This window comes from Streptosporangium saharense (genome assembly GCF_014203715.1).
Taxonomy (GTDB): domain Bacteria; phylum Actinomycetota; class Actinomycetes; order Streptosporangiales; family Streptosporangiaceae; genus Streptosporangium; species Streptosporangium saharense.
In genome coordinates this window covers 870,609-893,449 of record NZ_JACHJP010000002.1, presented here as the reverse complement: position 1 = coordinate 893,449, position 22,841 = coordinate 870,609, and the positions used below count along the sequence as shown (strand labels likewise).

The following is a 22,841-nucleotide window of genomic DNA, read 5'->3' as shown; positions in this document are numbered from 1 at the left end:
GCGACGGTCCTCAGGCGACCGGCTCGGCCCGGACCAGCCTGCCGAGGTCGGTCAGGACCTCGGTGTTGAGCCGGTAGGCGACCCTGGTCTCCTCGATGATCCGCGCCTTCTCCGCCTCGTCGACGGGAAGCGCGTCGAGCCGGGAGCGGTAGTCGTTCTTGAACCGGGGCAGGCTGCCGACCGCGTCGAAGCGGTAGAAGTCGACGCCGCCGTCCTTGCGGTAGCCGTAGATCTTCTCCAGCTCCATCCGGATGAACTGGCCGCCGGACAGGTCGCCCATGTAGCGGGTGTAGTGGTGGGCGACGTAGCCGCCCGGCCACGAGACGGTCCGCTCGATCCTGGCCACCAGTTCCTCGGTCGGCCCGGAGGGCTCGATCCGCGACCTCCAGCCGGAGCCGTAGATCGTCTCCAGGTCGCGGACCAGTGCCTCCTCGCGGTAGAGCTCGGGGAAGACGAAGGGACCCGCCACCGGGTCACCGGCGAGCGCGCGGGAGACGCCGTCGAGGGCGACATAGGCGAAGTAGTGCTGGGCGACCATCTCGCCGTAGGCCTCGGCGCTGAGCCGCCCCGCCATCAGGGCCTTGAGGTATCCCTCGCCCTCGGCGGACTCGTGGGCACTCCAGGTGGCGTTCCTGAGCGCTTCGGAGAACGACGGCTCACTCATGATCACTCCGTGATGAAGGGGTCTTATGTGACACAGTGTCACAAAGGCCACGGCCCCTCGTCAAGATGATGATGACACCATGTCATCAAAATCACCTCCCGCGGAGCCGTACGGCCAGCACCGCGCTGAAGACGGCGGCGAACACCACGATCCAGCCCAGCCGGCACAGCAGCCAGGACAATCCGTCAGGTACCCCGAGCAGCCCGGGAACCACGCCGAACCGCAGCGCGGCCAGGACCGCCACGGTCGGCACGGCCTGGTGCCACAGGAAGACCGTCATGGCGCCCAGGTTGACCGTCACGACCGCCGCCCAGACCCGGGGACGCCGCGTCAGCCGCTCCAGCGGCCCGCGCGCCAGCAGCGCCGCCCCCACCTGGGCGAGGCCGAAGCAGACCGCCGCGAGCGTGGGCGGGCTGAGGTTGGAGACCCTCGCCCCCGTCACGCCGACCATGCTCACGGGATACCCGAACCAGGTCACCAGCGACACCGCCCCGGTCATCCCGCCGACCAGCAGCAGGAGTGCCGTCCTGCGTGCGACGAGCCCGCCGCGCGCCCGGTGGATCCCCAGCGCGTACGGCACCAGCCACCCGGCCCCCAGGTTCACCCACATCGGCCAGCCGGGTCCCGTCCCGGAGAACCTGAGCAGGTCGACGCAGAGCACGACCGCGAACGCGCAGGCGGCCAGGACGGCGGGCCGGATCCGCGCCAGCGCGGGGGTGAGCGCGTTGAGCGCCGCGAACACCGCAAGGAACCACAGCGGCCCGGCCGCGGGCAGCAGCAGCGACCTGATGGTTCCGCCGGGCACGCCGCGCAGCGCGGCGCCGAGGGCCAGGCCCGCCCAGACCAGCACGGGCACCACCGCGGGCCGCAGCAGCCGCCCCAGCCTGGCCGGGACCCCGGCCGCCGAGCGCAGGCTCCTGGCCGCCGCGTAGCCCCCGGCGAAGAAGAACAGCGCCAGCGTCTGCAGCACCCACGACAGCGGGGTGAGCCCCTCCAGGTGGGCCAGCGGGCTGGTGATCCGCACACCCCCGCCGGGCTCGCCGTACCAGGCGGTGACCAGCCAGTGCCCCAGCACGACCCCGAGGATCGCCAGCGCGCGCAGCGCGTCGATCCACCGGTCCCGGTCCGAGGGGGTCGCCGCCTCGATCCGGCGCGACCGCTCGGCCCACGTGCCCTCAGCCACCCGACACCTCGTCCGTCCTGCCGAGGGCGATGAGGGCGAGGTTGCGCAGCGACGTCCCCCCGGGCCTCAGGTAGTCGCCGTGCTCGGCCGCCCCCGTCGCGAACGGGCGGGCGCCGAAGGCGGGCGAGGCCGGGTCGGGGCCGAAGCCGAGCGGCCCGAGCCTGAGCTTGGGCACCCGGCGCATCCAGTCGCCGGTCCCGCTGCCCGCCCACACCCGGGTCCCACCCAGTTCGGCAGTGGAGGACACGCCGAGTCCCGGGCTGCCGAAGACCACCAGGTCCGTGACGCCCGAGCCCGGCAGCGCCTTGGCGCACACGACGGATCCGTAGCTGTGGCACAGCAGGCTCACCCGCCTGCCGCCGAGCGTCTCCCCGAGGTAGCGGCGCAGCGCCGCGCCCCCCTCCAGCGCCGCCCCCTCGGTCAGCACGCCGAGACTGTCGATCGCCGGGCTGTCGTAGCCGAGCCACGCGACCACCGCCAGGCCGTCCCCGCCGGGGTCGAGGTCCCGCGCCTGCTCGACCAGCGCCCTGGCCGCACCTCCCGGTCTGCGGTACGGCCTGGGCCCGCCGTCGAAGTTCGCGGCGCTCGTGCCCGAGCCGGGGACGAGGACCGCGACGTGTCCTGCCGTACTCAGGTCGCCGTAGACCCTGACGACGCGGTCGCCGTGCGGGGCGGGGACGAGCGCGTAGCCGAGGACGGCGGCGAGGGCGAGGGCGGACGTGCGACGCGGCATTCGGGCCTCCTGACCGGGTGGGAACCGGCAAGAGGCTAAAAATCATGATTTGTCGCTCACATCACCCTGAAGAGGGCAGCTCCGGGTCCGACCACGGGGTGACGTTCACTCGCCCGGTCTGACCAGACCCGTCTCGTAGGCGTAGACGATCGCCTGGGCCCGGTCGCGCAGGTCCAGTTTGGCCAGGATCCGGCCTAGATGCGTCTTGACCGTCTGCTCGGACAGGACCAGCTCCGCGGCGATCTCCTGGTTGGAACGGCCCTGGGCGACGAGGACGAGCACCTCGGTCTCGCGCTCGGTGATGCCGTCCGGCCTGGCCCGGGGGCGGCGCGGGCCGACCCTGGCGAACTCCGCGATCAGCCGCCTGGTCACCGAGGGGGCCAGCAGCGCCTCCCCCGAGGCGACCACCCTGACCGCCTCGGCGAGCTGACGCGCGGAGGCGTCCTTGAGCAGGAAACCGCTGGCCCCGGCGCGCAGGGCCTCGTAGACGTAGTCGTCGAGGTCGAACGTGGTCAGGATCAGCACCTTGGGCGGCTCCTGGGCGGCCATGATCTCCCGGGTCGCGGACAGGCCGTCCATGACCGGCATCCGCACGTCCATCAGCACCACGTCGGGACGCAGCCGCGCCGCCTCTGTCACTGCCTCGCGGCCGTCCGCCGCCTCGCCGACCACCTCGATGTCCGGCTGCGTGCCGAGGAACACGGTGAACCCGGTCCTGACCATGCCCTGGTCGTCGGCGATGAGCACCCGGATCGTCATGTCTCCTCCACGACCGGCAGTATGGCGGTGATCGCGAAGCCCGTTCCGGCCGGCCCGGCCCACAGTTTCCCGCCGAGCATGGTGACCCGCTCCCGCATCCCGACCAGGCCGTGCCCAGGGCCCGCCGTACGCTCAGGAGAGCCGGGACGCCCGGCGTCGTTGGTCACGTTGACGCTCAGCGCCCCGCCGGAGTGGGAGATCCGCACCGAGACGGCCGAGCCGGGCGCGTGCCGCATGGCGTTGCTCAGCGCCTCCTGGGTGATCCGGTAGGCCGACAGGCTCACCGCCTCCGGCAGCCCGGTCAGGGCGCCGCTCAGGGAGAGCGTCACGGTCAGACCGGCCGAGCGCGCGTTGCCGACCAGCTCGTCAAGGCGGCCGAGGCCCGGCTGCGGCGCGGTGTCCGCGCGTCCCTCGGCGTCCCTGAGCACCCCGATCACCCGGCGCATCTCGGTCATGGCGGACAGCGACAGCGCGCGGATCTCCCGCAGCCCCTCCTCAAGGCGCTCGGCGTCCCCGGACGCCCGCAGGGGTACGGCCTCGGCCTGGATGGCGATCACCGACATGTGGTGGGCGACGACGTCGTGCAGCTCCCTGGCGATCCTGGCCCTCTCCTCCAGCGTGGCCTGCGCCGCCAGGGCTCGCTCGCTGCGTTGCTCCTCCTCGGCCAGGCGCCGGGTGGTCAGCCGCCTGCCACGGACGTTGTGGCCGAGCAGCGCGGTGATCCCCAGCAGGATCACGGCCAGCAGGGTGTCGTTGACGCTTCCCGGCGAGACGAACAGGACGAGCGCCGAGACGCCCAGCACACCCGCGGTGGCCCTGCGGTCGCAGCGGACCGCCACGGAGTAGACGACGAGCAGGTGGGTGACGGCCTCGTTGAACGTGACGAACAGGTCGTCCCCGATGTGGTGGATCGGGACGGTGACCAGCAGCGACGCCATGGCGATCCGCCACGAGGCCAGCGGCCAGTACTCACGCAGGACCACGGGCGCCGAGGCGGCCAGGGCGCCGAGATAGATCCACATCTCGTCGAAGGGGAAGGCCAGCGTCGCGTTGCCCCTCCTGAGCTGGTCCAGGTTCTGCGACTGGAGAAGCCAGAAGACCAGCAGGTCGGCCACGAGCACGAGGTCGAGCGTGCGGAACGGCAGCAGCCCCAGCATTCGGGGGAGCCGTACCCGCAGGAAGGAGGCCCGGGGGAAGGGAGGATCGGCCCGCCCGGTGACCAGCGCCAGGACCACGGGCCTGGCGAGCCGTACGAGACCGGGGGGCGCTTTCACCCGGCCAGCCTAGGTGTCCGCCGCCGGGCCGTCGTCGTACCCCGGGGTGACTCCCGGCCTCACACCCGAGGGGTACGGCCCGGCGAAATTACACGATTACGATCGCTCACAGCGAACACACTCAACTCCGGGAACAATCTCGGGCTCCCATTAATTGAGTCGGTATAACTCAACCTTTGGAGTGCAGATGAGTGAGAGCTTGATCCTCCCGGTCCTGCCCCTCGACGACGAGGTCGTGCTGCCGGGCATGGTGGTCCCGCTGGACCTTTCCGAGGGCGAGATCCGGGCAGCGATCGACGCCGCTCGGGCACTCGCAGACAACAAGCCCGAGGTGCTGCTCGTTCCCCGGATCGACGGCAAGTACGGTCCCGTGGGTGTCAGGGCGGTCGTCGAGCAGGTCGGCAGGCTGCCCGGTGGCGAGCCCGCCGCCGTGGTCCGCGGTGTCGGCCGGGTCCGTGTGGGCTCGGGCACCACGGGTCCCGGTGCGGCCCTGTGGGTGCAGGCGAGCGTGATGGACGTGCCCGAGGCGGGGGAGCGCGCCGAGGAGCTGGCCAGGGAGTACAAGGCGCTGACCACGACGATCCTGCAGAAGCGGGGCGCCTGGCAGGTCGTGGACGCGGTCAACAAGATGGACGACCCGTCGCTGCTTGCCGACAACTCCGGCTACGCCCCCTGGCTGACGACCCAGCGCAAGGTCGAGATCCTGCAGACCGCCGACCCGGCCGACCGGCTCGAACGGCTGGTCGAGTGGGCCCGTGAGCACCTCGCCGAGCTGGACGTGGCCGAGACGATCCGCAAGGACGTCCAGGAGGGCATGGAGAAGCAGCAGCGCGAGTTCCTGCTCCGCCAGCAGCTCGCCGCGGTCCGCAAGGAGCTGGCCGAGCTGAACGGCTCCTCCCCGGAGACCGAGGAGGAGGACTACCGCGCCCGCGTCGAGGCGGCCGACCTGCCGGAGAAGGTGCGTGAGGCCGCGCTCAAGGAGGTCGACAAGCTGGAGCGGACCTCCGACCAGTCTCCCGAGGTCGGCTGGATCCGCACCTGGCTGGACACGGTCCTCGACATCCCGTGGAACGACAGGACCGAGGACTCCTACGACATCGCCGCGGCCCGCGCCGTCCTCGACGCCGACCACACCGGCCTCGACGACGTCAAGGACCGCATCATCGAGTACCTCGCGGTGCGCGGACGCAGGGCCGAGAAGGGCCTCGGCGTGGTCGGCGGGCGCCGCAGCGGCGCCGTGCTCGCGCTGGCCGGCCCTCCCGGGGTCGGCAAGACCTCCCTGGGCGAGTCCGTCGCCAGGGCCATGGGCCGTACGTTCGTGCGCGTCGCCCTCGGCGGCGTCCGCGACGAGGCCGAGATCCGCGGCCACCGGCGCACCTACGTCGGCGCCCAGGCGGGACGGATCGTGCGCGCGATCCGCGAGGCGGGCTCGATGAACCCGGTCGTGCTGCTCGACGAGGTGGACAAGGTCGGCTCCGACTACCGGGGCGACCCGACCGCGGCCCTGCTTGAGGTCCTCGACCCGGCGCAGAACCACACCTTCCGCGACCACTACCTGGAGGTCGAGCTCGACCTGAGCGACGTGCTCTTCCTGGCCACGGCCAACGTCCTGGAGGCCATCCCCGGGCCGCTGCTCGACCGGATGGAGGTCGTCACGCTCGACGGCTACACCGAGGACGAGAAGGTCGCGATCGCCCGTGACCACCTGCTGCCGCGGCAGCTCGACAAGGCGGGCCTCACCGCCGAGGACGTCACCATCGACGAGGAGGCCCTGCGCAGGCTCGCGGGCGAGTACACCCGCGAGGCGGGCGTGCGCTCCCTTGAGCGCTCGATCGCCAGGGTCCTGCGCAAGGTGACCGCGGGCGTCGCCCTCGGCGAGGCCGAGCTGCCCGTGACGGTCGGGGACCTGGTTCCCTATCTGGGCCGCCCGCGCCACGTGCCGGAGTCGTCGCTTCCCGAGTCCAGCCAGCGTACGGCGGTGCCCGGCGTGGCCACCGGCCTGGCGGTCACCGGGGCGGGCGGAGACGTGCTGTACGTCGAGGCGTCCCTGGCAGACCCGGAGACCGGTGACACCGGCCTGACCCTGACCGGCCAGCTCGGCGACGTCATGAAGGAGTCGGCCAGAATCGCCCTGTCCTACCTGCGCTCGCGCGGCGCGGAGCTGGAACTGCCGGTGACGGCGCTGAAGGACCGGTCGGTCCACGTGCACTTCCCCGCCGGGGCGGTGCCGAAGGACGGCCCCTCCGCGGGTGTCACCCTGACCACCGCGCTGGCCTCGCTGCTGTCGGGCCGTACGGTCAGGAGCGATGTGGCCATGACCGGCGAGATCTCCCTGACCGGCAGGGTGCTCCCGATCGGCGGGGTCAAGCAGAAGCTGCTGGCCGCCCACCGGGCGGGCATCACCACGGTGCTGATCCCGGCCCGCAACGAGCCCGACCTGGATGACGTCCCCCAGGCGGTCCGTGACGAGCTCACCGTCCACACGGTCAGCGACGTCCGGGAGGTCCTGGAGATCGCGCTCACCCCGGCCAAGGTCGCCGAGCAGGCGGCCGCCTGACCTGGGGAGTCATCCCTGACGGCCCGTCCTTCCCCCGTGGAAGGGCGGGCCGTTCGCCGTTCCCGGGCGGCGAATTCCCCCACAGGGGTGATAGGGATCACATGAAATGCCGGGAATCCGGGTAGGCCGACCCCGTGTTGAGGCAGACGTGAACGTGGCGAACCAGGCAGACGCGACCCCGCAGGGCCGGGGCGTCTCCCTTGGCGAGCACATGTGCGAAATGCCCCACATGTGTGTTCTGAGCTGTATGCGCTCCAAGCACTAGCTCCGCCCCGCCCGTCCTCACGAAGGCCCCGAGACCATGACCTGCCCCGCGGACCATCTCGTCCTGCGCCGCCTGGGACACCTGCCCTTCGACCCCGGCACCCGCTAGCTCCCCTTCTCGCCGTGGAAACCCTTCGACGACCCGCTCATGTTGGGGAACAGCTGTGATTGATGTCTTGGGCCTGCGCAAGGTCTACCGCGACCGGGGCCGCGAGGTGACCGCCGTCGAGCGCGTCGACCTCCACGTCCGCGAGGGCGAGATCTTCGGCGTGCTCGGCCAGAGCGGTGCCGGGAAGAGCACCCTGCTGCGCTGCGTCAACCTCCTCGAACGCCCGACGGAGGGCACCGTCACCGTCGCCGGGCAGGAGCTGACCGCCCTCGGGGAGGCCCAGCTGCGCCGGGCCAGGCAGCGGATCGGCATGGTCCACCAGCACTTCGCCCTGCTGTCCTCCCGCACGGTCGCGGGCAACGTCGCCTTCCCCCTTGAGGTCATGGGCACCGGCAGGGCCGAGCGCGCCAGGCGGGTGACCGAGCTGCTCGAACTGGTCGGCCTCGCGGACAAGGCGAAGGCCCACCCCGCCCAGCTCTCCGGCGGCCAGAAGCAGCGCGTCGGCATCGCCAGGGCCCTGGCGGGCAACCCGGCCGTGCTGCTGTCCGACGAGGCCACCTCCGCGCTCGACCCGGGCACCACCCAGTCGATCCTGGCCCTGCTCAAGCGCCTCAACCAGGAGCTCGGCCTGACGATCCTGCTGATCACCCACGAGATGAACGTCGTCAAGTCGATCTGCGACTCGGCCGCGATCATGCGGGACGGCAGGATCGAGGAGTCGGGGACCATCCCCGAACTGCTCGCCAAGCCGGGCTCCAGGCTCGCCGCCGAGCTGTTCCCGCTGCCCCCGGCGGAGCCGGGCGACATCACGATCACCTTCACCGGACAGGCCGACGAGCCCGTGGTCTCCCAGGTGGCGCGCACCTTCGACGTGGACATCAACATCCTCGGCGGGGCGTTGGAGAAGGTCGCCGGGCTGTCGGCGGGCCGCCTGCGCCTGCGCCTGAGCGGCACCCAGCGCGCCGCGGCCCTCACCCACCTGGCGGAGCGCGGCCTGCTGGTCGAGGAGAGCCGATGAGCCTGCCCGTTACGTCGAAGAAGCCCGTGACGCCGGAGGAGAAGGCATGACCTGGGACGAGATGGCCCCGCTGCTGTGGGAGAACACCTGGCAGACCGCCCAGATGGTCCTGTGGTCGACCCTGTTCACCGCGCTGCTCGGCCTGCCGCTCGGCGTCGCCCTCATCGTCACCGACCGGGGCGGCCTGTTCCCCTCCTGGACGCTGAACCGCGTGCTCGCGCTGGTCGTCAACATCGGGCGCTCGCTGCCGTTCATCATCCTGATGATCGCGGTGATCCCGTTCACCCGGATGATCGTGGGCACGACCATCGGCACCGCCGCGACCGTCGTCCCCCTCACCCTGGGGGCCGCGCCGTTCTTCGCCAGGCTGGTCGAGACCTCGCTGCGGGAGGTCGGCGCCGACAAGGTGCAGGCGGCCCACGCGATGGGCGCCAGCCGTACGACGATCATCGGAAAGGTCCTGCTTCCCGAGGCGATGCCCGGCCTGGTCGCGGGGCTCACGGTGACCGTGGTCGCGCTGATCTCCTACTCGGCGATGGCCGGGGCGATCGGCGGCGGCGGACTCGGTGACCTGGCCATCCGCTACGGGTACCAGCGTTTCGAGACCACCCTCATGGTGATCACCGTCGTCGTGCTGGTCGTCATCGTCCAGCTCGTGCAGACCCTGGGCGACACCGTCGCCCGCCGCCTGCAACGCGGCTGATCCCTCCACCTCCCCCCGGGACCCCGCCACGAGCGGGGGCCCTGGTTTCTCACACCCATAAGGAGCGCAAGATGCGTAAGTTCATAGGAATCGCCTCGGCCGTCACGGCCCTGGTCGTCTCACTGGCCGCCTGCGGCTCCTCCACGCCCGCCACGGGCGCGGGGGCAGCGGGGAGCAAGGAGTCCAGTCCCGCGGCCGAGGTGCTCAAGGTCGGCGCCAGCCCTGTCCCACACGCGCAGATCCTGAAGTTCGTCAAGGACAAGCTCGCCGCCAAGGAGGGCCTGAACCTGGAGATCGTCGAGTTCACCGACTACGTCCAGCCGAACGTGCAGCTCAGCGAGGGACGGCTCGGCGCCAACTTCTTCCAGCACAAGCCCTACCTGGACGACTTCAACGCCTCCAAGGGCACCAAGCTGGTCTTCCTGCAGCCGGTCCACCTGGAGCCCCTCGGCCTCTACTCCAAGAAGATCGGCAAGCTCGCCGACCTGCCGCAGAACGGGACCGTGGCCGTCCCCAACGACGCGACCAACCTCGGCCGGGCGCTGAAGCTGCTCGCCGACAACGGCGTGATCACCCTCAAGGAGGGCGTCGGCACCGCCGCGACGGAGCGCGACGTCACCGCCAACCCCAAGGGCCTGAAGTTCCAGCCGCTTGAGGCCGCGCAGCTGCCCCGCTCCCTTGAGGACGTGGACGCCGCCGTCATCAACGGCAACTACGCCCTTGAGGCGGGTCTCAACCCCGCGCAGAACGCGCTGGTGCTGGAGAAGGCCCAGGGCAACCCCTACGCCAACGGCCTGGTGGTCGCCGAGGGGCACGAGAAGGACCCGCAGGTGGTCAAGCTCGCCAAGCTGCTCGCCGGTCCGGAGGTGAAGCAGTTCATCGAGCAGACCTACAAGGGGGCGGTCATCCCCGCCAACTGACCTGGGCGACGGCGGGAGTCTCTGGCTCCCGCCGCCCCCGGTCTGGGTATGAATCCGGAAAAGGACGGATCACAGCGGGGGGCCACCATGACCACGTACACCCTGTCGATCGTCGAGGGGAGCGCCGGGCAGCAGGGCGAGGACATCTTCTCGCCGGACTCCCCGGTCACCTTCAACGACCTGGGGCCCGGCGTCCTGCTGTGGCTGACCGACCACGGCTACGAGGAGCCGGGCAGGAGGGTCGTGGTGACCCCGGTCGGCGAGGTGCCGCTCGGGGCGCTCGCCTCCCGGGACGTGGACCTCTGATCCCACCCCCGCGATGCCGTACGGCACGGCACAGCGGTTCACGGAACGTGGTTCCGGATCGCTCTGTCAGGGCAGATGACGGTTCTGCGGCGTCGGACGTCTACCCCGGAGGGAGCTCGACATGACGCAATCCCAGCCCCCCACGTGCAGGACATGCGGAGCGATGGTGGAACACCCGGGACGCCATCGTGAGTGGCACGAGGCCCTCGAACGGCTTGTACCCGGCCTCGGAGCCGAGCTGGACAGGGCACTCGGGCAGGGAAGAACCAACGACGGCTTCACCTTCTGACCCGGCCGCTGTCTCTTTTGTGCATCTATCGCCGATATCCCACGGCGAAATGTCAGGGGGACGACGTATGGTGCGCGAGTGCATCCTCCGCAGCAGCCGTATCCCCAGGGCGGGCCGCAGCCCTACCCGCAGGGCGGGCCCCAGCAGTGGCCTCCGGCGCCGCCTCAACCTCCGTACCAGCAGGGATCCCAGCCAGGACCCCAGCAGGGATCCCAGCCAGGACCCCAGCAGGGATCCCAGCCAGGACCCCAGCAGGGCCCGCCGTACGGCCAGCAGGGGCCGCAACCGGGGCCGCAGCAGGGTCCGCCATACGGCCAGCAGCCGACGGCGCCCTACCCTCAGCAGGGCTGGCAGCAGCCTCCCCCCGCCGGGCCCCCTCCCGGCTGGCAGCCGGGCCCGCCGCAGCCCCCTTCGGGCGGTGGCAAGGGCGTGGTGATCGCCGTGATCGCGGTGGTCACGGTCCTGCTCGTCGTGGCCGGTGGCGCGGTCTATCTGCTGAACCGGGGTGACAGCACGTCGGTCGCGCTGATCTCGACGGGCTCCGAGTCGCCCCGGCCCTCGGAGTCGTCCTTCTCCACGCCCACGGACGAACCCTCCACGGATGACCCGTCCACGGACGAGCCCGACGAGCCGACCCCGGCTCCGACCTCGACCTCGTCCTTCTCCTTCTCCCAGGACGAGAAGGAGGAGCTGTTCCTGAAGACCGTACGGCAGCGCAGCGAGCTGAACGGCGCCTCCGACAGCCGGCTGGTGCAGCTCGGCAAGGACGTCTGCAGCGCGCTCGACACCGGCAAGAGCCTCATCCAGGTCACCCTGAACAGCCCGGCCACCGACGAGTTCGGCGCCGAGACGTCCGGCTACATCGCGGGCGCGGCCGTCGTCCTCCTCTGCCCAGAACACCGCGCCAAACTCCCGAGCTGACCCCCTCAGGCGTCCTCCCTCCAGAAAGGAGCGAGGGCGCCTCGCAGGCCGTTTTGTACGGCGAGCCGACGAAGGTCGTCCGTGGAGATGCTCGTGCTGGCCGCCGCTACGGTGGTCGCATGAGCGACGTCACCGATGGATCGCTGTCGGACACGGAGTTCCAGACGTTCCTGGCCCTGCTGCGGCGCTTCGTCGAACATGATCTGGACCAGTTCGAGCTTTGGCGGTTCGAGACCATGTATGGCTCGGTACACGTGAACATGAGCCGAGCCCCTCTTCCAGGTGTCGCCCCTGACTCCTACAGGCGAATGTCACCCCCACCCCAGGCTCGCGCGACCGATTCGTGAGTCTCCTGGGGGAGCGGAGCGGCAGGTGGTCTGAGTACGGCGGACAGGGAGGCAGGGGTGCCGATCCCGGTTCCCGGCAAGCGACGACAGGAGCCGGGAGCCAGGTCAGTCGGTGTCGGGCCGGTGGAGCCTGTCGGTCGCCCTCGGGCAGGTGCTGTCGGCGCCGGAGGTCACCCACAACCGCCCAAAGGCTGAATCGACCGGCACGATCCTTCTTCCGCAGCGCGCGCAGTCCCTGGCGTCCGGCAGCTGGGTGAGGTCGTCGGGGACGTGGGCTCGGTAGGAGCGCGCCGGGTCGTACGGGCCACACAACCTCTGCCAGGTCGCCTGGTCGAGATGGCTCACCAGGGTTCCGGCCATACGCGAACGTCGGACATCGATGTGGGCTCCTGAGAGGGAACGGGCATGTCCCACAGGCTCAGGACGCCGGACCACGGTGCGAAAACAGCTGGCCAATTCATGGGTCTCCGGGCCGCTCTTCTGTGGATGAGAGTGTCCGTACGGTGCCGTCGCCGACGAGGTTCGTGGTCGAGCTGGAGGTCATCGTCCATGGGCAGGAAGCTATGACCGCCGGGTTCGCGGTCTGAAGGAGATTGCTTCAGATTTCTTCAAGATCAGAAATGGCGCGGTCGATCAACGTCCGCGCCGCCACGCCGTGCACCGCCAGGGCCGCCAGCCTGTCGAACGCCTTCTCGTACACGGTCACCTCGTGGCGCTCCCGCAGCGTGAGCTCGGCCGTGTAGGTGGCCACGGTGACCATCCTCGCGTCGTAGATCGTGAATCCGTTGTTGCGCGGCACCGTGTACGGCGCGGACAGCGACACCACGCCGAGGCTGACACGTGGCATCCGCGCGACCTCGACCAGCCGCCCCAACTGCTCGCGCATCACCCCGGCGTCCCCCACCCGCGTGTGGAGCGCCGCCTCGCCGATCAGCAGCAGGAACCGGCGGTCCCCATGAGTGAGGACGCGCTGCGCCTCCATCCGGGCCTGGACGCCCGCCTCGACGTCGTCGGGGATCCCGTGGAAGTCGATGACGGTGGCCAGGATCTCGTGCGCGTACGCGTGTGTCTGCACCAGTCCGGGCATTACCGCGGGCTCCCACACCCGGAACAGGGTGGTGCGCTCGTAGGCGCTCACATTGGCCCGCTGTCGCCGCCGCGTGCCCGTTCCCAGCGACCGCCGCCAGTCCAGGTACTGGGTGTCGATGGATCGCACCGCGGCGACCAGGTCGGCGATCTCACTGGGAGCGCCGCAGGCGATGCACCAGTCCCGGACGTCGGTCTCGGTCGGCGCCTGACGTCCGTGCTCCACCTTCGAGACCTTCGGCGGTCCCCACCCGCACGCCTCGGCCAGCTGACGGCCGCTCAGACCCGCGTCCCGCCGGATGTCACGCAGGCGGATACCGAGGGCCTGAACGGCTTGCTTGCCGAGGAGCGGTTGGTTCACAGGGAGGCGGCGAAGGTTTCGAGTGGTTCGGCGCACCGCCAGGCGAGGTCCCGCCACTTCAGGTGCCGGGTGACGGTCTCGGGGTCGGTGACGACCTCCGCGCCCGTGAAGGTGTCGTCGGCATCGTCGAAATGCAGACGCACGAGCCGTGTCTCGTCGAGGAGCCACGCGTCGTACGGTGCCAGGCCGAGCCGTTCGGCGCCCGCGCGGTCGAGGTAGCGGATGTCCTCCCCGGCCTGGACGCTCAACCGGCCGATCGCGATGCCGTATCGGGTGTAGTCCGACACCGGGACGGACACGATCCGCACCCGCCGCCACGCCTTGCCCGCGGCCACGTCGGCGCTGACCCTCTCCATCCATGGTCGGTGCCATGCGTGGTCGTCCGGCTCGCCCGTACGCCACCTCCGGTACGGCTCCTTGCCGACCTCGCTGTTGTAGCGGTCGCGCAGCTCGAAGCGGAACGCCTCCCGCCCGGAACCGGTCAGGAGGTCGCCGAGTTCGGTCTCGGACAGCACACTCACTCCCTGTCGAAGAAACGGACGAGTTCCGGCGAGATCTCGACGAGGGTCTCGTCGTCGGCCAGGTTCACCACGTCCCCGAGTGCTTCGGGATCCGTGACGATCTTTCCCTGCACGACGAAGGTGCCACGGTCCGTCACGTAGACGGCCGGGCACGTGCCCTGCTCACTGTTCGTACCAAGAAGCCGCAGACGCATGGTTCCTGTCCTCCAGGTTGCTAGGGATTTCTTGGTCTCACCCCATGAGCGTCGGTCAGTTGAGGTGCTCAGTCAAGTGCCTGCCGTGATCGAGTGAGGGGTGTCCGCGTGTGAGCCTCCTGGGCTCGGTCATTCGGTTAATCACCTGTGCGCGGCCCTTCAGGACCTGTTCCTTCATGATTTTTTCGCTGCCGGATCGCCCCTGAGCACGGTGGATAAAGGGGGTGTGAGGGGAGGCGAGGGGGGCCGATCATCCTCTTAAGCTGGGCTTACGTGGGGTCAGGCATTGTTCTGGTGTACCGGAACCACCGGTCGCCGCTCCGACAGTCCACGAGCGGATGCAGGACGTGGGGGAAGACATGGACCCGAACAAGAATGAGCAGGAAAGCACCCCGGCCGAGGCGACCCACGAGAACGAAGGATGGAGCCAGTTCGGCAAGGTTCCGCCGCGCGTCGGCGGTTACGCGGATGGCCGGGACACCGGGCCGCAGCCGACGCTGATCCATCCGGTTCCGGACGCGACGGAGCCCCCGCGCATCCCCGCCCAGCGGGGGTCGCTCACCGGCAGGCAGAAGCTGGGAGCCGGGCTGGCGCTGGCCGCGATGGCCGTCGGGGGTGGAGTCGCGGGGGCCTTCATCGCGACCTCGATCGCCGGGACCGGTACGGTCGCGGCCTCGTCCGTCTCCTCCTCGGCCGAGGTCCGACAGGTCGGCAACGTCGCCACGGTCGCCGACGTGGCCAAGGCGGTCCAGCCCTCGGTGGTCTCCATCGAGGTCAGGGGCGCCAACGGCAGCGGCGACGGATCGGGCGTTCTGCTCTCGGCCGACGGCCTCATCCTGACCAACAACCACGTGGTCACGCTGGGCGACCAGGCAGGGACGAACAGCCCGATAACCGTCAAGTTCAGCGACGGCAAGACCGCCTCCGCCAGGGTCGTCGGCACCGACCCGGCGACCGACCTGGCCGTCATCAAGGCGGAGAACGTCTCCGACCTCACCAAGGCCACGATCGGCGACAGCGACAAGGTCAGGGTCGGCGACTCGGTGCTCGCCATCGGCAGCCCGCTCGGCCTGTCCGGCTCGGTCACCGCGGGCATCGTCAGCGCCCTGAACCGCACGGTGACCGTCGGCAGCGAGCAGCAGCAACAGCAGCTCCCGCCGGGCTGGGGCGGCATGCAGCAGCAACAGCAGAGCGGCGGATCGACGACCATCGGCGGCGCCATCCAGACCGACGCGGCGATCAACCCCGGCAACTCGGGCGGCGCCCTGGTCAACGCGGCCGGAGAGGTGATCGGCATCAACAGCGCCATCGCCACCAACGGCGGCGAGGGCAACATCGGTGTCGGCTTCGCCATCCCGATCAACACCGCCAAGCAGGTCGCCAAGCAGCTCATCGACACGGGCAAGGTCACCCACGCCTTCCTGGGCGTCAGCCTCGCCGACGCGAGCGGCGACGTGACCGGGGCCCTGGTCAACCAGGTCACCGACGGCAGCCCGGCCGCCCAGGCCGGGATCAGGCAGGGCGACCTGATCACCAAGATCAACGAGACCCAGGTCGACGACGGCGCGACGGTGGTCGGCGCGATCAGGGGCCTCAAGCCGGGGGACAAGGTGACCATCACCTACATCCGCGACGGCAAGACCCAGACCGCGACCGCGACGCTCGTCGAGAAGACCGACCAGTAGGTCGCACCGGAGCCGATGTGCCGCCGGGGGGAACGCTCGGACCCCCGGCGGCACATCTGTTCTCCCGGTTCCTCCACGAATTCCCCGTCGCAAGTCCCTGGCCGCGAACGCCATGGCCTTCCCCGTGAGTGCTCGGTAGAACTTCTGGTCGCGAGCACCCGGTTACAGCTCCTCGATCAACGCCCTGGTCAGTGAGCGCCCGGCTACAACCCGCCCTGCCGAAGCCGGGCTCAACACCCTCGACCAACCCCGGTCAGTGAGCGCCGCGGCCTTCCGCGAAAGCCACGCCCAAGTGCCCCAACCCCCGGCCCGAAGGTCAGCGGCCCGCGGTCAGGGCCTCCGAATGCCACAGGTCGCGGTAGTAGCCGGGTGTTCCGACCAGTTCCTCGTGGGTGCCCCGCTGGGCCACCGCCCCATTTTCCAGCACGACGATCTCGTCGACCCCTTCGAGGCCGCGCAGGCGGTGGGTGACCAGCAGTGTCGTACGGCCCCGCGTGGCGTCGAGCAGGTCGGCCATGAGCGCGTCCGCGGTTGGTTCGTCCAGCGACTCGGCGGGCTCGTCGAGCAGCAGCACGGGAGGGTCGTTCAGCAGCGCCCTGGCCAGTGCCAGCCGCTGGAGCTGACCGCCGGAGACCGTCCGCCCGTCCTCCCCGAGCTGGGTGTCCCAGCCGGTCCGTTCGACCCACCGGTCGAGCCTGGCGCGCCGTACGGCCTCGGTCAGCTCCTCCTGGTCCGCCTCGGGGCCCGCCAGGCGCAGGTTGTCCCGCAGCGTCGTCTGGAACACGTAGGGGTCCTGGGTCAGCCCCGTCATGACCCGTCTGACGTCGTCGGAGGCAAGGTCCCCGAGGTCGGTGCCGTTCAGCCTGACCGTGCCCGACTCGGGTTCGACCAGCCGCATCAGGGCCGACAGCAGGGTGCTCTTGCCCGCGCCACTCGGGCCGACCAGGGCGACCCGCCTGCCCGGGGTGAGGGTCAGGCTGACGCCGTCGAGCGCGGCGGGCAGGCCGGGGCCGTGCCGTACGACCAGGTCGTGGATCTCCACGGTCGGCGGGCCTTCGGGCACGGGGGCGGGCTTGGCGGGCTCGGCGACGGCGGGCGGGGTCGCGCCGACCTCCCGCAGTCTGCGCAGGGCGGCGAGCACCCCGGTCAGCCGCTCGGCCGCCGCGGCCATCGGCAGCACCGGCTCGAAGGCGACCAGCGAGACCAGCGCGAGCACCGCCGTGGCGACCCTGCCCGCCTGCGAGCCCCCGGCGATCCAGACGACCGCCAGCACGGTCAGGCCCTGGGTGAGTGTGCCCAGGGCGGCGGCGACGGCGTTCGCCCTGGACTGGCGGCGCTCCAGCGCGCCGAGGCGGGCGTCGGCCTCGGCGCAGGCGTCCAGTGCGCGCCCGCCCGCCCCGTAGGCGGCCAGGTCGGCCGCGCCGTGCACCAGGTCGGCGACCCTGGCGGCCAGTTCCGCCCGCGCGGGCGCGATCCGCGCCGACCAGCGCCGGGCGGCGGCGGCCGTGCCCAGCGGGATGAGCACCCCGGCGACCAGCAGTCCGGCCAGCAGCGCGAGCGCGGCGGCGGGAAGCAGGAACAGCCCCAGCGTGACCGCGGCGATCGCGGTGACCAGCGCGGCGCAGGCGGGCAGCAGGCAGCGGACCAGCAGGTCCTGCGCCGCGTCGGTGTCGTCGACCATCCGGCTGAGCAGATCGGCTCCCCGCCGGTCGCGCGGTCCCGTGGGGATGAGCGCCCGGTAGAGCCGCTGCCTGGTCGTCGCCTGCGCCCGCAGCGCGACATCGTGCCCGGCCAGGCGCTCGCCGTACCTGAAGACGCCCTTGGTGGTCGCGAAGGCCCTGACACCGACGATCGCCACGCTCAGCGCGGCCAGCGGCGGGTGCTCGGCGGCCCTGGTGATCAGCCAGGCCGCGGAGCCGATCAGCCCGAGCCCGGCCAGCTCGGCAGCCGCGCCCGAGGAGATCGCCAGGGCCAGCCGCCCTCGCATGTCTCGAATGCCCGTCATGCCGGTGATATCAGTCATCGGGACTCTCCGATCAGCTCGGCGGAGACCACGCGTCCCTCGGCCAGCCGGATCACCCGGTCGGCAAGGTCGATCATCGCGGGCCGGTGTGCCACGATCACCGCGGTACGTCCCTCGGCCAGTTCCCCGGTCGCGGCCACGATCGCCGCCTCGCTGCGGCCGTCGAGCCGCGCGGTCGGCTCGTCGAGGAGCAGCAGGTCGGTGCCGGGGCGGCAGAAGGCGCGGGCGAGCGCGACCCGCTGCCGCTGCCCCGCCGAGAGGTTCGCGCCGCGTTCGCCGAGCGCCGTCTCGTAGCCCTCCGGCAGCGCCGTGACGAACTCGTCGGCGTGCGCCGCCTTCGCCGCCCGCCGTACGTCGTCGAGGGTGGCCTCGGGGAAGCCGAGGCGGATGTTGTCGGCGACCGAGGTGGCGAACAGGTGGGGGCGCTGCGGCACGAACGCCAGCCGCGCCCGCCAGGCGTCGTCACCGGTGAGCGCGACGCCGTCGATCAGGACGCGCCCGCTGTCCGGGGCGACGAAGCCGAGCAGCAGGTGCAGCAGGGTGCTCTTGCCCGCCCCGCTCTCGCCGACCAGCGCGACCCGCTCGCCCGGTGCGATCGTCAGCGAGACGTCGTCGAGCGCCGCCTCGTCCCGGCCCGGGTAGCGCACGGTGACGTTCTCCAGCCGGATCTCCGGCGCGCCGCTCCTGGCCGGACTCGCGGGGACGTCCTGTACGGCGGTGCCCCGCCCCTGGGCGTCCAGTACGGCGAAGGCCTCGTCGGCGGCGGCGACCCCCTCCATGGCGGCGTGGAACTTGTTGCCCATGGTGCGCAGCGGCAGGTAGGCCTCGGGCGCCAGCAGCAGCACCAGCAGCGCCGTGGGCAGCTCCATCGACCCGGACAGCAGCCGCAGGCCGACCGGGACCGCGACCAGCGCCAGGGACAGCGAGGCGGCCAGCTCCAGCACCAGCGACGACAGGAAGGCCACCCGCAGCGTGCGCATCGTGGCCTCCCGGTGCTCCTGGGCGACCCGGCCGATCACCTCCGCCTGGTAGCGGGCCCTGCCGAAGGCGCGCAGCGTGGGCAGGCCCCTGACCACGTCGAGGAAGTGCCCGCCGAGACGGGCCAGCGCCCGCCACTGCCGTTCGGTGACCTCCTTGGTGCGCATCCCCACCAGCGCGCCGAACAGCGGGATGAGGGGCAGCGTGACGAGCACGATCACCGCGCTGGTCAGGTCGGCCACGAACAGCCGCACGAGCACGGCCAGCGGCACGACGGCCGCGACCGCGGCGGCGGGCAGGTAACCGGACAGGTAGGGGTCGAGGGCGTCGAGGCCGCGACCGGCCAGCGTGACCAGCTCGCCCGAGCGGCGCGAGGCGAGGTCGGCGGGGCCGAGGTCCCGCAGCCGCGACAGCAGCCGGTGGCGCAGCGCCGTCTTCACTCCCGTGCTCGTGCGCCCCGCGGCCACCCCCTGCACCAGGCCGAGCAGGGCGCGGACGCCGACGACGAGCGCGAGCACGGCCAGCGCGGCGGGGGCGAAACGCCCGGAGAGCACCCCGGACAGCACCTCCGCCTGGACCAGCACGAGCAGCCCGGCCAGCACCGCGGCGGCCAGGCAGACCGCCAGGTGGCGGCGGACCGCCCGCTCCCCGCGGATCAGCCGCAGGAGATCCTTGTGCATGTGAACCCTGGAAACCCTAGAAGAACGACGGCAACCGACCGGCAGCACGCCTGGGACCGAACGTGCGCCAGGTCCATACTTGCGCACCCGCCATGACCGGGGTCAAAGGCAGGATTATGAGACTGAGCACACCCAGTGTGCCCCCGGGCGCGGCGTGCTCAAGCAGCCACGGTGCCAGTACGGCCAGCGGCACGGCGGCGGGCAGGGCGGCGGCGCACGCGGAGGCCAGCAGCGCCCCACCGGTGCGTCCCCTCCCGGTCACCCGCCCCGGCAACAGCCAGGAGGCGAAGGTCCAGCCGTGCAGGGCGAGGGCCCCGGCGACGACTACCGCGTAGCCGAACCCGGCCAGCGGGGACGGCGATTCTGGCAGGCCCTGGGCGATGGCGGCCAGGATCAGGCCCCAGCTCAGCGCCAGGCCGTACGAACCAATGCAGATCGCCCAGTCCCAGGCGGCCCGCCAGCCGGTCCCGTCGAGACGGCGGCGGAACCACAGGCCCGCGTCGCGCAGGATCCACGAGATCAGCAGGGTGACGACCAGCGGGTAGAGGCCGTACAGCACCCGTCCCTCGACCTCGGGGAAGGCGCCGAAGAGCACGCCCGCTACGGCGACCAGCCACACCTCGTTGGCCAGCACGAACGGGGCCATGGCCGAGACGACAGTGTCGCGGTCCCGCTGGGTACGGCCGAGCACGGGCAGCAGCATGCCGAGGCCGATGTCGAACCCCTCAAGGGCGAAGTATCCGACCAGCAGCAGGGCGAGCACACCCAGCCAGAGGACGTCCATGGGTTCCTTCCTTCCGTGGCCAGGGGCCGCTAGTGGCTGAGCGCGGGCTCGCGGACGGCGGGGGCGGGCTCGTCCTCCGCGCCGAGGGCGACGGCTGTGGGGCCGCGCCGTACGGCCCTGGCGATCAGGAGATAGTCGGCGAGGGCCAGCAGGCCGAGCACCCCGGTGAACCCGACGAGGGAGACGGTGACCATGCCGGAGGTGAGGCCGGGGGACATGGCGTCGGCGACGGTGAGCCTGCCGTTGATCAGCCACGGCTGGCGGCCGACCTCGCGGGCCAGCCAGCCGCAGATCGCGAGCAGGAACGGCAGCGGCGTGAGGATCATCAGGAACGGCTGCGCCCACCGCCAGCGGGGCAGCCAGTAGGCCAGGGGCGCCAGCAGGAGCAGGAGGAGCTGGACGAGCTGCCCCACGATGATCATGATGCCCAGGGCGGTCCCGGCCAGTGGGCTGCCGAACTTGTCCGGCTGGTAGAGCGCGAGCGTGCCGAACTGGGCGTAGCCGAAGCCGACCGTGACCAGTGACCCGGCGAAGGCGACGAGCAGGCCCGTGCGCAGGGAGGAGGTGAAGAACTCCCGCTCCGTGGTCCGCCGGAACAGTTGGTAGGCGGAGGCCCCCATGACGAGGAAGCCCGCGGCCCACAGTCCCGCGCCGACCACGTGGGGGAGCGAGTTGACCAGCGCCGGGTTGCCGAGCAGCGCGCCGAAGTCGGTCAGGACCAGGCGGCCGCCGCGTTCGACGGCCCCCGCCGGGTTCTGCAGGAACGAGTTGGCGGCCATGATCCAGAAGGCGGAGGCGTAGGCGGTCAGCGTCACCATCCAGATGCACGCCAGGTGGACCCACCGGTTCAGCCTGTTCCAGCCGAAGATCCACAGTCCGAGGAAGGTGGACTCCAGGAAGAACGCGCCGAGCGTCTCGATCGCCAGAGGTGCTCCGAAGACGTCCCCCGCGTACTCGGACAGACCGCTCCAGCTCAGTCCGAACTGGAACTCCATCACCAGGCCGGTGAAGATGCCGAGCGCGTAGTTGGTCACGTAGATCTGACCCCAGAAGCGGGTGGCGCGCTCGTGTTCGGGCCTGCCCGTCACGGCGTGCCGGGTGTGCGTGATCGCGATGAGGGGGGCCAGGCCCAGCGTCAGCACGACGAACAGGAAGTGAAGGCTTCCCGTCACCGCGAACTGCGTCCGCGCCAGGTCGAGCACGTCCACGGTTCACCTCCGTTGTTGTGTCTGTCTACCTATAGGCACTCTACATGTAGAACGCCTACATGTAGGCTGTCTGACGAAAGGTAGGGTGAGGGCGTGAACGATCGAGCCGAGGGTCATGACGGTCACGCCGCCGCACGGCGGACGGAGGGCGCGAGGTGAACGCCGACGCGCTTCGCGGGCACATGGACGCCCTGCTGCTGTCCGTGCTCGAAGGGGAACCCCTGCACGGCTACGCGATCATCGAGGCCCTGCAGGCACGCAGCGGCGGCTCACTGAGCGTGCCGACGGGCACGGTCTATCCGGCGTTGCGGCGGCTCGAACAGGCGGGATACCTCGCCAGCGAGTGGGCGACGGTCGGCGGGCGCAGGCGGCGCACCTACCGGCTGACCTCGTCGGGCCACCGGGCGCTGGCCGGGGAACGCGCCGCCTGGCGGGAGTTCACCGGCGTGATCGGCAGCGTGCTCGACCCCGTCGGGGAGCGGCTGGGTCGCGAGGGCTAGACCTGGCCGAAGGTCAGGCGGTGGCCGGGTGGAGGTGCCTGCGGGTGACCCGCATGCAGCGGGCCGCGCAGTACATCTGCAGCAGCGCCAGCCCGACGCTCAGCGCCTCGACGCCGAAGTTCAGCGGGTGGTCGAAGAAGTCGTCGCGCTGCGCGCCGAGGGTCAGCATCAGTCCGAGCACGCCCGTGACCGGCAGCATGGTCCACACCAGCACCGCCAGCGACCGGGTGACGAGCCTGGGCCGTCTGATCCTGCGCAGCCCCCGGCCGAGCGCGAACAGCCCGGCCCCGCCGAGCAGGGCGACCGCCAACTGTAGATAGTCCAGGCCCCGGGAGACCGGCATGAACCACTCGGGCCACCGCGTGTAGGCGGCCGGATCGCCGGGGGAAAGACGCCACACCAGGCTCCAGGCCATGATGGTCACCGGCACGCTGACGAACAGCAGCGCCGCGAGCCGCCGCCCCGCAGAGACCGCCAGCGCCGCCTGGTAACCCGGCGCGATCTCCTCGACGTCGCCGAACTCCTCGACCGCCGCCCGCTCGGCCTCGGCCCTGCCGAGCCCGTCGAGCTCCAGTGCCTCCGCGGTGTCGAGCAGGCTGTCGCGGGCCTCGGTGATCATGTCGAGCCTCGGGCCCCTCGGCCCACTGAGCGTACGGCCGAGCCTGGCCACGTAGTCGTCGATGGCTCCGGCCATGCCACCTCCACCCCCGAACTCCTGTGCGGACATCACCGTACATCGTCGGGGTGGAGGTGGCCCCAGCGCATCCGGGACAA

Annotated in this window: 24 protein-coding genes; 10 read left to right on the top strand and 14 right to left on the bottom strand. The window is 71.2% G+C overall.

What is annotated here, in order from left to right:
- Window positions 1-10: 10 nt before the first annotated feature.
- The 5 genes from FHS44_RS12955 to FHS44_RS41725 all read right to left on the bottom strand — a co-directional run bounded on the left by FHS44_RS12955 (window position 11) and on the right by FHS44_RS41725 (window position 4,613).
- Entirely contained in the window at window positions 11-664 is a 654-nt protein-coding gene (locus FHS44_RS12955; RefSeq protein WP_184714212.1) for a biliverdin-producing heme oxygenase, read from the bottom strand.
- 91 nt (window positions 665-755) lie between these two features.
- On the bottom strand, window positions 756-1,847 hold the full coding sequence (locus FHS44_RS12950) for an acyltransferase family protein (protein WP_184714211.1): 1,092 nt from the start codon (window positions 1,845-1,847) through the stop codon (window positions 756-758).
- On the bottom strand, window positions 1,840-2,580 hold the full coding sequence (locus FHS44_RS12945; RefSeq protein ID WP_184714210.1) for an alpha/beta hydrolase: 741 nt from the start codon (window positions 2,578-2,580) through the stop codon (window positions 1,840-1,842). The genes FHS44_RS12950 and FHS44_RS12945 overlap by 8 nt, the downstream gene beginning before the upstream one ends.
- A 105-nt stretch (window positions 2,581-2,685) precedes the next feature.
- The gene (locus FHS44_RS12940) at window positions 2,686-3,339 is read right to left on the bottom strand and encodes a response regulator (protein WP_184714209.1); all 654 of its coding nucleotides are present in this window, start codon (window positions 3,337-3,339) and stop codon (window positions 2,686-2,688) included.
- A complete protein-coding gene (locus FHS44_RS41725; protein WP_184714208.1) occupies window positions 3,336-4,613 on the bottom strand; it encodes a sensor histidine kinase in 1,278 nt (425 codons plus the stop codon). The genes FHS44_RS12940 and FHS44_RS41725 overlap by 4 nt, the downstream gene beginning before the upstream one ends.
- Before the next feature lie 187 nt (window positions 4,614-4,800).
- Between FHS44_RS41725 and lon the strand changes: the two genes are divergently transcribed.
- From lon to FHS44_RS12900, 8 genes are all read left to right on the top strand, one after another.
- Window positions 4,801-7,170: an endopeptidase La gene (lon, locus tag FHS44_RS12930; protein ID WP_184714207.1), complete on the top strand. Its 2,370-nt coding sequence runs from the start codon at window positions 4,801-4,803 to the stop codon at window positions 7,168-7,170.
- Between the two features lie 428 nt (window positions 7,171-7,598).
- On the top strand, window positions 7,599-8,561 hold the full coding sequence (locus tag FHS44_RS12925; protein ID WP_184714206.1) for a methionine ABC transporter ATP-binding protein: 963 nt from the start codon (window positions 7,599-7,601) through the stop codon (window positions 8,559-8,561).
- A 46-nt stretch (window positions 8,562-8,607) separates the two neighbouring features.
- Window positions 8,608-9,264, top strand: coding sequence for a methionine ABC transporter permease (locus FHS44_RS12920; RefSeq protein WP_184714205.1), 657 nt, complete (start codon window positions 8,608-8,610; stop codon window positions 9,262-9,264).
- Window positions 9,265-9,335: 71 nt separating this feature from the next.
- Window positions 9,336-10,184: a MetQ/NlpA family ABC transporter substrate-binding protein gene (locus FHS44_RS12915; RefSeq protein ID WP_184714204.1), complete on the top strand. Its 849-nt coding sequence runs from the start codon at window positions 9,336-9,338 to the stop codon at window positions 10,182-10,184.
- Between the two features lie 87 nt (window positions 10,185-10,271).
- On the top strand, window positions 10,272-10,490 hold the full coding sequence (locus tag FHS44_RS12910) for a hypothetical protein (protein WP_184714203.1): 219 nt from the start codon (window positions 10,272-10,274) through the stop codon (window positions 10,488-10,490).
- Between the two features lie 163 nt (window positions 10,491-10,653).
- Window positions 10,654-10,779, top strand: a complete 126-nt coding sequence (locus FHS44_RS41720) for a hypothetical protein (RefSeq protein WP_281401376.1) — start codon at window positions 10,654-10,656, stop codon at window positions 10,777-10,779.
- A 78-nt stretch (window positions 10,780-10,857) separates the two neighbouring features.
- Window positions 10,858-11,700 (top strand): DUF732 domain-containing protein, encoded by an 843-nt coding sequence (locus FHS44_RS42315; protein WP_184714202.1) that lies wholly within the window; start codon window positions 10,858-10,860, stop codon window positions 11,698-11,700.
- Between the two features lie 119 nt (window positions 11,701-11,819).
- Window positions 11,820-12,047, top strand: a complete 228-nt coding sequence (locus FHS44_RS12900; RefSeq protein ID WP_184714201.1) for a hypothetical protein — start codon at window positions 11,820-11,822, stop codon at window positions 12,045-12,047.
- A gap of 105 nt (window positions 12,048-12,152) precedes the next feature.
- Here the strand turns inward: FHS44_RS12900 and FHS44_RS12895 are convergent, their stop codons facing one another.
- From FHS44_RS12895 to FHS44_RS12880, 4 genes are all read right to left on the bottom strand, one after another.
- Window positions 12,153-12,392, bottom strand: coding sequence for a hypothetical protein (locus FHS44_RS12895; RefSeq protein WP_184714200.1), 240 nt, complete (start codon window positions 12,390-12,392; stop codon window positions 12,153-12,155).
- Window positions 12,393-12,645: 253 nt separating this feature from the next.
- Window positions 12,646-13,494, bottom strand: a complete 849-nt coding sequence (locus FHS44_RS12890; protein WP_184714199.1) for a helix-turn-helix domain-containing protein — start codon at window positions 13,492-13,494, stop codon at window positions 12,646-12,648.
- Entirely contained in the window at window positions 13,491-14,009 is a 519-nt protein-coding gene (locus tag FHS44_RS12885) for a DUF6879 family protein (RefSeq protein WP_184714198.1), read from the bottom strand. The genes FHS44_RS12890 and FHS44_RS12885 overlap by 4 nt, the downstream gene beginning before the upstream one ends.
- A gap of 2 nt (window positions 14,010-14,011) precedes the next feature.
- The gene (locus FHS44_RS12880) at window positions 14,012-14,209 is read right to left on the bottom strand and encodes a hypothetical protein (RefSeq protein ID WP_184714197.1); all 198 of its coding nucleotides are present in this window, start codon (window positions 14,207-14,209) and stop codon (window positions 14,012-14,014) included.
- 359 nt (window positions 14,210-14,568) lie between these two features.
- Here FHS44_RS12880 and FHS44_RS12875 point away from each other — a divergent pair, with 359 nt between their 5' ends.
- Window positions 14,569-15,894, top strand: a complete 1,326-nt coding sequence (locus FHS44_RS12875) for a S1C family serine protease (protein ID WP_184714196.1) — start codon at window positions 14,569-14,571, stop codon at window positions 15,892-15,894.
- A gap of 316 nt (window positions 15,895-16,210) precedes the next feature.
- On the opposite strand, the gene cydC is transcribed toward FHS44_RS12875, so the two are convergent.
- The 4 genes from cydC to FHS44_RS12855 are packed head-to-tail and all read right to left on the bottom strand — an operon-like array spanning window position 16,211 to window position 21,567.
- Complete coding sequence (gene cydC, locus FHS44_RS12870; RefSeq protein WP_246435411.1) at window positions 16,211-17,917, bottom strand: thiol reductant ABC exporter subunit CydC; 1,707 nt, start codon at window positions 17,915-17,917, stop codon at window positions 16,211-16,213.
- Window positions 17,914-19,575, bottom strand: a complete 1,662-nt coding sequence (cydD, locus tag FHS44_RS12865; protein ID WP_184714195.1) for a thiol reductant ABC exporter subunit CydD — start codon at window positions 19,573-19,575, stop codon at window positions 17,914-17,916. Before cydD ends, cydC begins: the two co-directional genes overlap by 4 nt.
- A gap of 16 nt (window positions 19,576-19,591) precedes the next feature.
- A complete protein-coding gene (locus FHS44_RS12860; protein WP_184714194.1) occupies window positions 19,592-20,359 on the bottom strand; it encodes a cytochrome d ubiquinol oxidase subunit II in 768 nt (255 codons plus the stop codon).
- A 29-nt stretch (window positions 20,360-20,388) separates the two neighbouring features.
- A complete protein-coding gene (locus FHS44_RS12855; protein WP_184714193.1) occupies window positions 20,389-21,567 on the bottom strand; it encodes a cytochrome ubiquinol oxidase subunit I in 1,179 nt (392 codons plus the stop codon).
- 155 nt (window positions 21,568-21,722) lie between these two features.
- On the opposite strand from FHS44_RS12855, the gene FHS44_RS12850 reads away from it, so the two are divergent.
- Window positions 21,723-22,067 carry a PadR family transcriptional regulator gene (locus tag FHS44_RS12850; RefSeq protein ID WP_184714192.1) on the top strand — a complete coding sequence of 115 codons (345 nt, stop codon included), beginning with the start codon at window positions 21,723-21,725 and terminating at the stop codon, window positions 22,065-22,067.
- A gap of 13 nt (window positions 22,068-22,080) precedes the next feature.
- On the opposite strand, the gene FHS44_RS12845 is transcribed toward FHS44_RS12850, so the two are convergent.
- The gene (locus FHS44_RS12845; protein WP_184714191.1) at window positions 22,081-22,761 is read right to left on the bottom strand and encodes a permease prefix domain 1-containing protein; all 681 of its coding nucleotides are present in this window, start codon (window positions 22,759-22,761) and stop codon (window positions 22,081-22,083) included.
- Between the last annotated feature and the right edge of the window lie 80 nt (window positions 22,762-22,841).

Coding starts and splice junctions, on each gene's coding strand:
- FHS44_RS12920 (WP_184714205.1), top strand. CDS start 8,608: ATGACCTGGGACGAGATGGCCCCGCTGCTGTGGGAGAACACCTGGCAG.
- cydC (WP_246435411.1), bottom strand. CDS start 17,917: ATGACTGATATCACCGGCATGACGGGCATTCGAGACATGCGAGGGCGG.
- FHS44_RS41720 (WP_281401376.1), top strand. CDS start 10,654: ATGGTGGAACACCCGGGACGCCATCGTGAGTGGCACGAGGCCCTCGAA.
- FHS44_RS12875 (WP_184714196.1), top strand. CDS start 14,569: ATGGACCCGAACAAGAATGAGCAGGAAAGCACCCCGGCCGAGGCGACC.
- cydD (WP_184714195.1), bottom strand. CDS start 19,575: ATGCACAAGGATCTCCTGCGGCTGATCCGCGGGGAGCGGGCGGTCCGC.
- FHS44_RS12915 (WP_184714204.1), top strand. CDS start 9,336: ATGCGTAAGTTCATAGGAATCGCCTCGGCCGTCACGGCCCTGGTCGTC.
- FHS44_RS12945 (WP_184714210.1), bottom strand. CDS start 2,580: ATGCCGCGTCGCACGTCCGCCCTCGCCCTCGCCGCCGTCCTCGGCTAC.
- FHS44_RS12880 (WP_184714197.1), bottom strand. CDS start 14,209: ATGCGTCTGCGGCTTCTTGGTACGAACAGTGAGCAGGGCACGTGCCCG.
- FHS44_RS12900 (WP_184714201.1), top strand. CDS start 11,820: ATGAGCGACGTCACCGATGGATCGCTGTCGGACACGGAGTTCCAGACG.
- lon (WP_184714207.1), top strand. CDS start 4,801: ATGAGTGAGAGCTTGATCCTCCCGGTCCTGCCCCTCGACGACGAGGTC.
- FHS44_RS12910 (WP_184714203.1), top strand. CDS start 10,272: ATGACCACGTACACCCTGTCGATCGTCGAGGGGAGCGCCGGGCAGCAG.
- FHS44_RS12940 (WP_184714209.1), bottom strand. CDS start 3,339: ATGACGATCCGGGTGCTCATCGCCGACGACCAGGGCATGGTCAGGACC.
- FHS44_RS12955 (WP_184714212.1), bottom strand. CDS start 664: ATGAGTGAGCCGTCGTTCTCCGAAGCGCTCAGGAACGCCACCTGGAGT.
- FHS44_RS12845 (WP_184714191.1), bottom strand. CDS start 22,761: ATGGCCGGAGCCATCGACGACTACGTGGCCAGGCTCGGCCGTACGCTC.
- FHS44_RS12860 (WP_184714194.1), bottom strand. CDS start 20,359: ATGGACGTCCTCTGGCTGGGTGTGCTCGCCCTGCTGCTGGTCGGATAC.